Here is a 6815-nt window from a genome sequence, read left to right on the forward strand (position 1 = left end):
GCGCGGGCCTTGTCGCAGCAGGCCTCGGTCGTCATCCTCGACGAGCCGACGGCGGCCTTGTCGCAGCAGGAGATCCGCGATTTCTATGGCCTGGTGCGCACGCTGCGCGAGCAGGGCGTCGGCGTGATCTTCATCACCCACAAGTTCGACGAGATCTTCGCGGTGGCCGACCGCTACCTGGTGTTGCGCGACGGCGCGTCGGTCGGCTGCGGCCCGATCGCGCAGGCCGAGGAGCGCGAGCTGGTGAAGCTGATGGCCGGCCGCGCGATCGAGCAGATCTACCCGGCCCCGGCCGCGCCGCCGGGCGAGGTGGTGCTGCGCGTGCGCGGGCTCTCGCACCCGAGCGAGTTCGACGGCTTGTCGTTCGAATTGCGGCGCGGCGAGATCCTCGGCTTCTACGGGCTGGTGGGGTCGGGCCGCAGCGAGGCGATGCTCGCGCTGATGGGGCTGAATGCCGAAGCGCGCGGCGAGTTCGAGATCGACGGCAAGCGCTTCAGGCCGGGCCGTGCCGGCGATGCGATCGCGGCCGGCATCGCCTACGTGCCCGAAGAGCGGCAGCGCCAGGGAGGCATCCTGAGCTTCTCGGTGCAGCACAACATCAGCCTGGCGGGGCTGTCGCGCTTCGCGCGCGGGCCGTGGCTGTCGGCGCTGCGCGAATCGGCGCTGTGCCAGCGGATGATCGAGCGGCTGCAGATCAAGACCGGTTCGCCGCACACGCCGATGGCGGGGCTGTCGGGCGGCAACCAGCAGAAGGTGGTGATCGCGAAGTGGCTGGGGCTGGACCCGCGCATCGYGATCCTCGACGAGCCGACCAAGGGCATCGACGTCGGCGCGAAGCAGGCGGTGTACCAGCTGATCGGCGAGATGGTGGCGCAGGGGCTGGCGGTGATCCTGGTGTCGTCGGAGCTGCCGGAGGTGATGAACCTGGCGCACCGGGTGATCGTGATGCGGCGCGGGCGGCAGGTGGCGGAGTTCGCGCGCGATGGCGCAGAAGCGGAGGCTGTCGTGGCAGCAGCGTCGGGCCTGGCCGCGCCACCGCGGCCGCAGGCGCCGCTCGAGCTGCGGGAGCTGGCCGCATGACGCGCCTGAAGGGCCTGGGTGGGCGCCACCGCGAGATCGCGCTGCTGGCGATCATCGTCGCGATCGCGCTGGCGGTGGGGGTGCGCGCGCCGGTGTTCCTGACCTGGCACAACGCGCTCGACATCGCGAACGATTCGGCGATCCTCGCGATCCTCGTGATGGGGCAGATGCTGGTGCTGCTGACGCGCGGTGTCGACCTGTCGGCCGCCTCGAACCTCGCGCTGACCGGCATGCTGTGCGCGCTGGCGGGGCGGGCGATGCCGCAGCTCGGGGTGGTGCCGCTGGTGCTGCTGGCGATCGCCACGGGCACCGTGCTCGGCCTCGTCAACGGCTGGTTGATCACGTTCTTCGAGCTGCCGCCGATCGTCGTGACGCTGGGCACCTTGTCGGCGTACCGGGGTGCGATCTTCGTCGCCAGCCAGGGGGCGTGGATCTCCGACCACCAGATCCACCCGGTGATCAAGGGCCTGCCGCGCGAGCAGTGGCTGGGGCTGCCGGCGCTGGTGTGGATTGCCGCGGCGGTGATGCTGGCGATGGTGGTGTTCCTGCGCTGGCGGCGCGAGGGGCGCGAGCTGTATGCGCTCGGCGGCAACCCGACCGCGGCGGCGTATGTCGGCATCCCGTTGCGGCGGCGCTTGCTGCTGGTCTACGCGGTGTCGGGCGCGCTCGCCGGGCTGGCGGGGCTGCTGTGGGTCGGCCGTTATGCGATCGCCTTCACCGAACTGGCGTCCGGGTATGAGTTGACGGTGATCGCCGCCTGCGTGATCGGTGGCGTCAGCATCGGCGGCGGGGTCGGCAGCGTCGCCGGTGCGCTGCTCGGCGTGCTGTTCATCGGCGTCGTCAACGGCGCGTTGCCGGTGATCCAGGTGTCGCCGTTCTGGCAGCAGGCGATTGCCGGCCTCGTGATCCTGGTGTCGGTGGCGGTGAATGCCGGCGCGCAGCGGCGCAGTGGCCGGCAGATCCTGGAGCGACGGGAGGTGCCGGCATGACGAAGGCGTTCGGGACCTGGGAGCGCCTGCTGCTCGCGCTGCTGGTGCTGCTGCTGGCGGGCTTCGGCCTCGGCATCGACGGCTTCATGTCGCCGTACGCACTGGCCGACAGCAGCTTCAACTTCAGCGAGAAGGGCTTGCTCGCGCTGGCGATGGCGTTGCTGATCGTGGCCGGCGAGATCGACCTGTCGATCGCCGCGACGCTGTCGCTGTGTTCGCTGGCGATGGGCTTCGCGATGAAGGCTGGTGCCGGCCTGCCGCTGATGCTGCTGGCTGCGTTCGGCACCGGTGCCGCGGCCGGCGCATTGAACGGCTGGCTCGTCACCGCGTACCGCTTGCCATCCATCGTCGTGACGATCGGCAGCCTGTCGCTGTACCGCGGGATTGCGCTGGTGGTGCTGGGCGACCAGGCGATCACCGGTTACCCCGAGGCGTTGTCGGTGCTGGGCAACGGCTACCTGGGTGACTTGATCGGGCTGCCGTGGCTGATCGTGCCGATCGAGTTCGCGATCCTGCTGGTGATGGCGGTGGCCGTCGGCGTGCTGCTGCACCGCACCGTGACGGGCAGGCGGCTGGTCGCGATCGGCGCGAACCCGATCGCCTCGCGCTTCTCGGGCATCGAGGTCGACCGCCACCGTTTCGCGCTGTTCGTCTTCGCGGGCCTGATGGCGGCGCTGGCAGCGGTGTTGCTGACCGGCCGCATCGGCAGCACGCGCCCGAACATCGCACTCGGCTGGGAGCTGGACGCGGTGACGATGGTGATCCTCGGTGGTGTCGCGATAGAGGGTGGGCGTGGCAGCATCGTCGGCGTGCTGCTGGCCGTGCTGCTGCTGGGCTTGTTCACGTTCGCGCTCGGCATGGCCAACGTCTCGGGCATCGTGATGGCGATGATCGTCGGCGTGCTGCTGATCGTCTCGATGGTGTTGCCGCGCTTGCTGCGCGGACCGCGGGTGCTGCTGTGATGGAGCAGATCGCGTTCCGGATGCGCCTGAAGCCGGGCTGCGCGGCCGAGTACAAGCGCCGCCACGATGCCTTGTGGCCGGAGCTCGCGAGCCTGCTGCACGAGGCCGGCGTGCGCGACTACAGCATCTTTCTCGACGAGGAGAGCCTGGCGCTGTTCGCGGTGCTGCGCCGTCCTGTCGATCATCGGATGGATGAGTTGCCTTCGCATCCGGTGATGCAGCGCTGGTGGGCGGAGATGGCCGGATTGATGGAGGTCGAGCCTTCACGGGCGCCTCAGGTCGTGGCCTTGACGCCGATGTTTCATCTTGAATGAATGCTCAACCCCCTGACCCGTCTTTTCCCCCCGCCACCCGCCGCGACGCACAGAACCAGGCAAGCGATGAAGCCACAAGCCACCGTCGTGCTCGACATCGGCAAGACCCACGTCAAGCTCTGCGCCCTCGACGCGAGCGACCACGTCCTGGCGGTCCGCACGAAAGACAACGCGAGCGTCCCAAGCCCCGCCGGCTACGCGGCCCTCGACACCGACGGCATCGAGGCATGGCTGTGGGGCAGCCTCGCGTCATTGGCGCTGGAGTTCCACATCGATCGGATCATCACGAGCACGCACGGCGCCGCTTTCGCCGCGATCGATGCGAGCGGCCTCGTGGTTCCGATCGTCGACTACGAGTTCGATGCCTATGCGGACCGGCGCGAGGCCTATGCGAATGCCGTGGGCGACCTGCGCGAAACGCAGTCGCCGCATCTGCCGATGGGGCTCAACGCGGCGCGTCCCTGGTACTGGCTGTCGCGCGAGTTTCCGAGGGAGTTCGCGCGCGCGACCACGCTGCTGCCGTATCCGCAGTACTGGGCCTGGCGATTGAGCGGGGTGGCGGCGAGCGAGGCGAGTTCACTGGGCTGCCACACGCATCTGTGGGCGCCGGTCGCTCGCAGCTGGTCGCGGCTCGCGCGGGCCGAAGGCTGGGATCGCCGCTTCGCGCCGCTGCGGTCGGCGTGGGACGTGCTCGGCCCCGTGCGCCCCGAACTGGCGAAGCGCCTTGGCCTGCCGGCCGATTGCTTCATCCATGCCGGCGTGCACGACAGCAATGCCTGCCTCGCGCGCCACCTGAAGCGCTCGCCGGCGATGACACTCGTGACCTCGGGCACCTGGACCGTCGTGATGGCCTGCGGCGGATCGGTCGATCGGCTGGACCTGTCGGCCGACATGCTCGCCAATGTGTCCGTCGCGCAGGACCTGGTGCCGACGGCGCGCTTCATGGGTGGGCGCGACCATGCGGCCCTGTGTGCCGGGGCAGACCCCGATGCGGCCGACCTCGCCTGCCTGCCCGCATTGGCCGAGGCCGGCATTCAGGCCGTGGCCTCGGCCGATGGCGACGGCCCGCGCATCGTCTGCCAGGGCAGCGACATCACCGCTCAGGCCACGCAACGGCTCAGCGCGGCACAGCGCGCGACGCTGGCCGCGCAGTACTGCGCCACGATGACCGCCGAGCGCGTGCGGGCGCTGTCCGGCCCGTCGCCGGTCGTCGTCGAAGGCCCGCTCGCCCGCAATGCCGCCTACCTCGCCTTGCTCGCGCAATCGCTGCCCAGCCACCGCTGCCAGGTCGGTGATGCCGCGATCGACGGCACCGTGCTCGGTGCACTGGCGTTAACCCGCTGGAACGATTGAACCCGTGACCTTGCGCGGCCGGGGTTCGCGGGGCTGATAACCTCACGCCCCGTGCGGACCGTCCTCGCCCCTCTCGCCGACCGTGTGCTCGGCACCGAACCCAAGCAGCGCTTGCGGCTCGTGCAATGCGGCGTTGCGATGCTGCTGGTGCTCGGCAGCGTGCTCAACATGCAGTACCTCGTGGTCGCCGGCCTCGCGCCCGCCGGGCCCGTTGCGCTGTGGAGCGCGCTGCTCGCCGGCGGCTTCGCGGTCTTCTTCGGCGTGATCCGCAGCGGCCTCAACCTGAAGCTGCCCGACCCGGCGCTGACGCAGGCGCAGATGGTGTTCGCGATCGTCTGCGGCGCGGCCGGCTACGCACTGGCCGGCGCGGGCCGCGGCGGCGCCTTTCCGATCCTGATGGTGATCTTCATGTTCAGCATGTATGCGCTGCCACCCGCCCAGGTGATGCGCATCGCGCTGTTCGCGGTCGCGCTGTTCGGCGCGACGATGGCGGCGATGGCCTGGCACGACCCGGCCACCTACGAGCCGGCGGTCGAATGGGGCCACTTCATCATGATCGCGATCATGGTGCCGGCGATCGCGGTGCTGGCCGGGCAGCTCAGCCGCCTGCGCGAGCGGATGCGGCGGCAGAAGAAGGAGCTGTCGGTGGCGCTCGCGCGCATCCAGGACCTCGCGACCCGCGACGAGATGACCGGCCTGATCAACCGCCGCCACATGCAGGAGTTGATGGAGCAGGAACGCCAGCGCGGCGTGCGCTCCGGCTACACCTTCTGCCTCGCGATGATCGACCTCGACGGCTTCCGCAAGATCAACGACCAGCAGGGCCACGAGTTCGGCGACCGGCTGCTGAAGCGCTTCGCCCGCGAGGCGATCAACGTGATCCGCATCTCCGACCTGCTCGGGCGCTGGCAGGGCGAGCAGTTCCTGCTGCTGCTGTCGGACACCCGCGCCTCGCTCGCACGCCTCGGGCTCGAGCGGCTGCGCGAACGCATCTTCGCGATGCAGATCGATGCGCAAGGGCCGCCGATGCACGTCAGCTTCTCGGCCGGCGTCACCGAGCACCGGGCCGGCGAATCGGTGGCCGAGACGATCGCGCGTGCCGACCAGGCGCTGCGCGCGGCCAAAGGGGCGGGGCGCAACCGCGTGGTACTCGCATGAGTGCCCCCTTGCCGGCGCGCCACTTTTTTCTCGCGGTGCTGGTCGTCGCGGTCTGGGGCACCAACTTCGTCGTCATCAAGCTCGGCCTCGCACACCTGCCACCGCTGCTGTTCGCCGCACTGCGCTTCACGTTCGCGCTGCTGCCTGCGGTGTTCTTCCTGCCGCGCCCGGCGGTGCCGTGGCGCAACCTCGCGGCCTACGGGCTGCTGATCGGCGTGGGCCAGTTCGGCGTGCTGTACCTCGCGATGCGCGGGCACATCACGCCGGGGCTCGCGTCGCTGGTCGTGCAGACGCAGGTGTTCTTCACGATCGGCCTGGCGATGCGCGGCACCGGCGAGGTCGTGCGCCCGTTCCAGTGGGTGGCGCTGGGGCTGGCGGCCGCCGGCATCGTCGTGATCGGTTCGCACACCGGCGGCGACACCACCGTGGCCGGCGTGCTGATGGTGCTGTTCGCCGCGCTGTCGTGGGCCGGCGGCAACATCGTCAGCCGCGCGGCCGGCCGCGTGAACATGCTGGCCTACGTCGTGTGGACCAGCGCGTTCGCGGTGCCGCCGCTGTTCATCCTGTCGTGGTGCTTCGAAGGCAGCGCGGCGATCGAGGCCGGCCTGCGCCAGGCCGATGCGGTGACCTGGGCCTCGGTGCTGTGGCAATCGGTCGGCAACACGCTTTTCGGCTACGCCGCCTGGGGCTGGCTGCTGGCGCGCCACCCGGCAGCCACCATCACGCCGATGGCGCTGCTGGTGCCGGTGTTCGGCATGGCCGCGTCGTCGTGGTGGCTGGGCGAATCGCTGCCGGCCTGGAAGCTGATCGCCGCCGGGCTGGTGATGGCGGGRCTGGCGCTGAACCTGTTGTGGCCGCGCTGGCGGCCCGCCGGATAGCAGACTTCCGTTCGCCCTGAGCAGGGACTGAGCCTGTCGAAGGCCCGTCCGTCGAAGGGTAGTGCCCGAAGCGCGCAAGGC

Annotated in this window: 7 protein-coding genes; all 7 read left to right on the forward strand. The window is 70.2% G+C overall.

Annotated elements, in window-relative coordinates; all coding sequences use genetic code 11:
* Positions 1–1080: sugar ABC transporter ATP-binding protein (locus AC1D01_RS15565; RefSeq protein WP_477867726.1), on the forward strand; the 1080-nt coding region annotated here is incomplete at its 5' end.
* Positions 1077–2069: an ABC transporter permease gene (locus AC1D01_RS15570; protein ID WP_477867728.1), complete on the forward strand. Its 993-nt coding sequence runs from the start codon at positions 1077–1079 to the stop codon at positions 2067–2069. The genes AC1D01_RS15565 and AC1D01_RS15570, both read left to right, overlap by 4 nt.
* Positions 2066–3031, forward strand: coding sequence for an ABC transporter permease (locus AC1D01_RS15575; protein ID WP_477867730.1), 966 nt, complete (start codon positions 2066–2068; stop codon positions 3029–3031). The genes AC1D01_RS15570 and AC1D01_RS15575 overlap by 4 nt, the downstream gene beginning before the upstream one ends.
* Complete coding sequence (locus tag AC1D01_RS15580; RefSeq protein ID WP_477867732.1) at positions 3031–3345, forward strand: L-rhamnose mutarotase; 315 nt, start codon at positions 3031–3033, stop codon at positions 3343–3345. The genes AC1D01_RS15575 and AC1D01_RS15580 overlap by 1 nt, the downstream gene beginning before the upstream one ends.
* A 66-nt stretch (positions 3346–3411) precedes the next feature.
* The gene (locus AC1D01_RS15585; protein ID WP_477867734.1) at positions 3412–4698 is read left to right on the forward strand and encodes an FGGY-family carbohydrate kinase; all 1287 of its coding nucleotides are present in this window, start codon (positions 3412–3414) and stop codon (positions 4696–4698) included.
* 51 nt (positions 4699–4749) lie between these two features.
* On the forward strand, positions 4750–5856 hold the full coding sequence (locus AC1D01_RS15590) for a GGDEF domain-containing protein (RefSeq protein WP_477867736.1): 1107 nt from the start codon (positions 4750–4752) through the stop codon (positions 5854–5856).
* Positions 5853–6734, forward strand: a complete 882-nt coding sequence (locus AC1D01_RS15595; protein WP_477867738.1) for an EamA family transporter — start codon at positions 5853–5855, stop codon at positions 6732–6734. The genes AC1D01_RS15590 and AC1D01_RS15595 overlap by 4 nt, the downstream gene beginning before the upstream one ends.
* Positions 6735–6815: the final 81 nt, after the last annotated feature.

Source organism: Rhizobacter sp. P3_B12 (assembly GCF_056402895.1).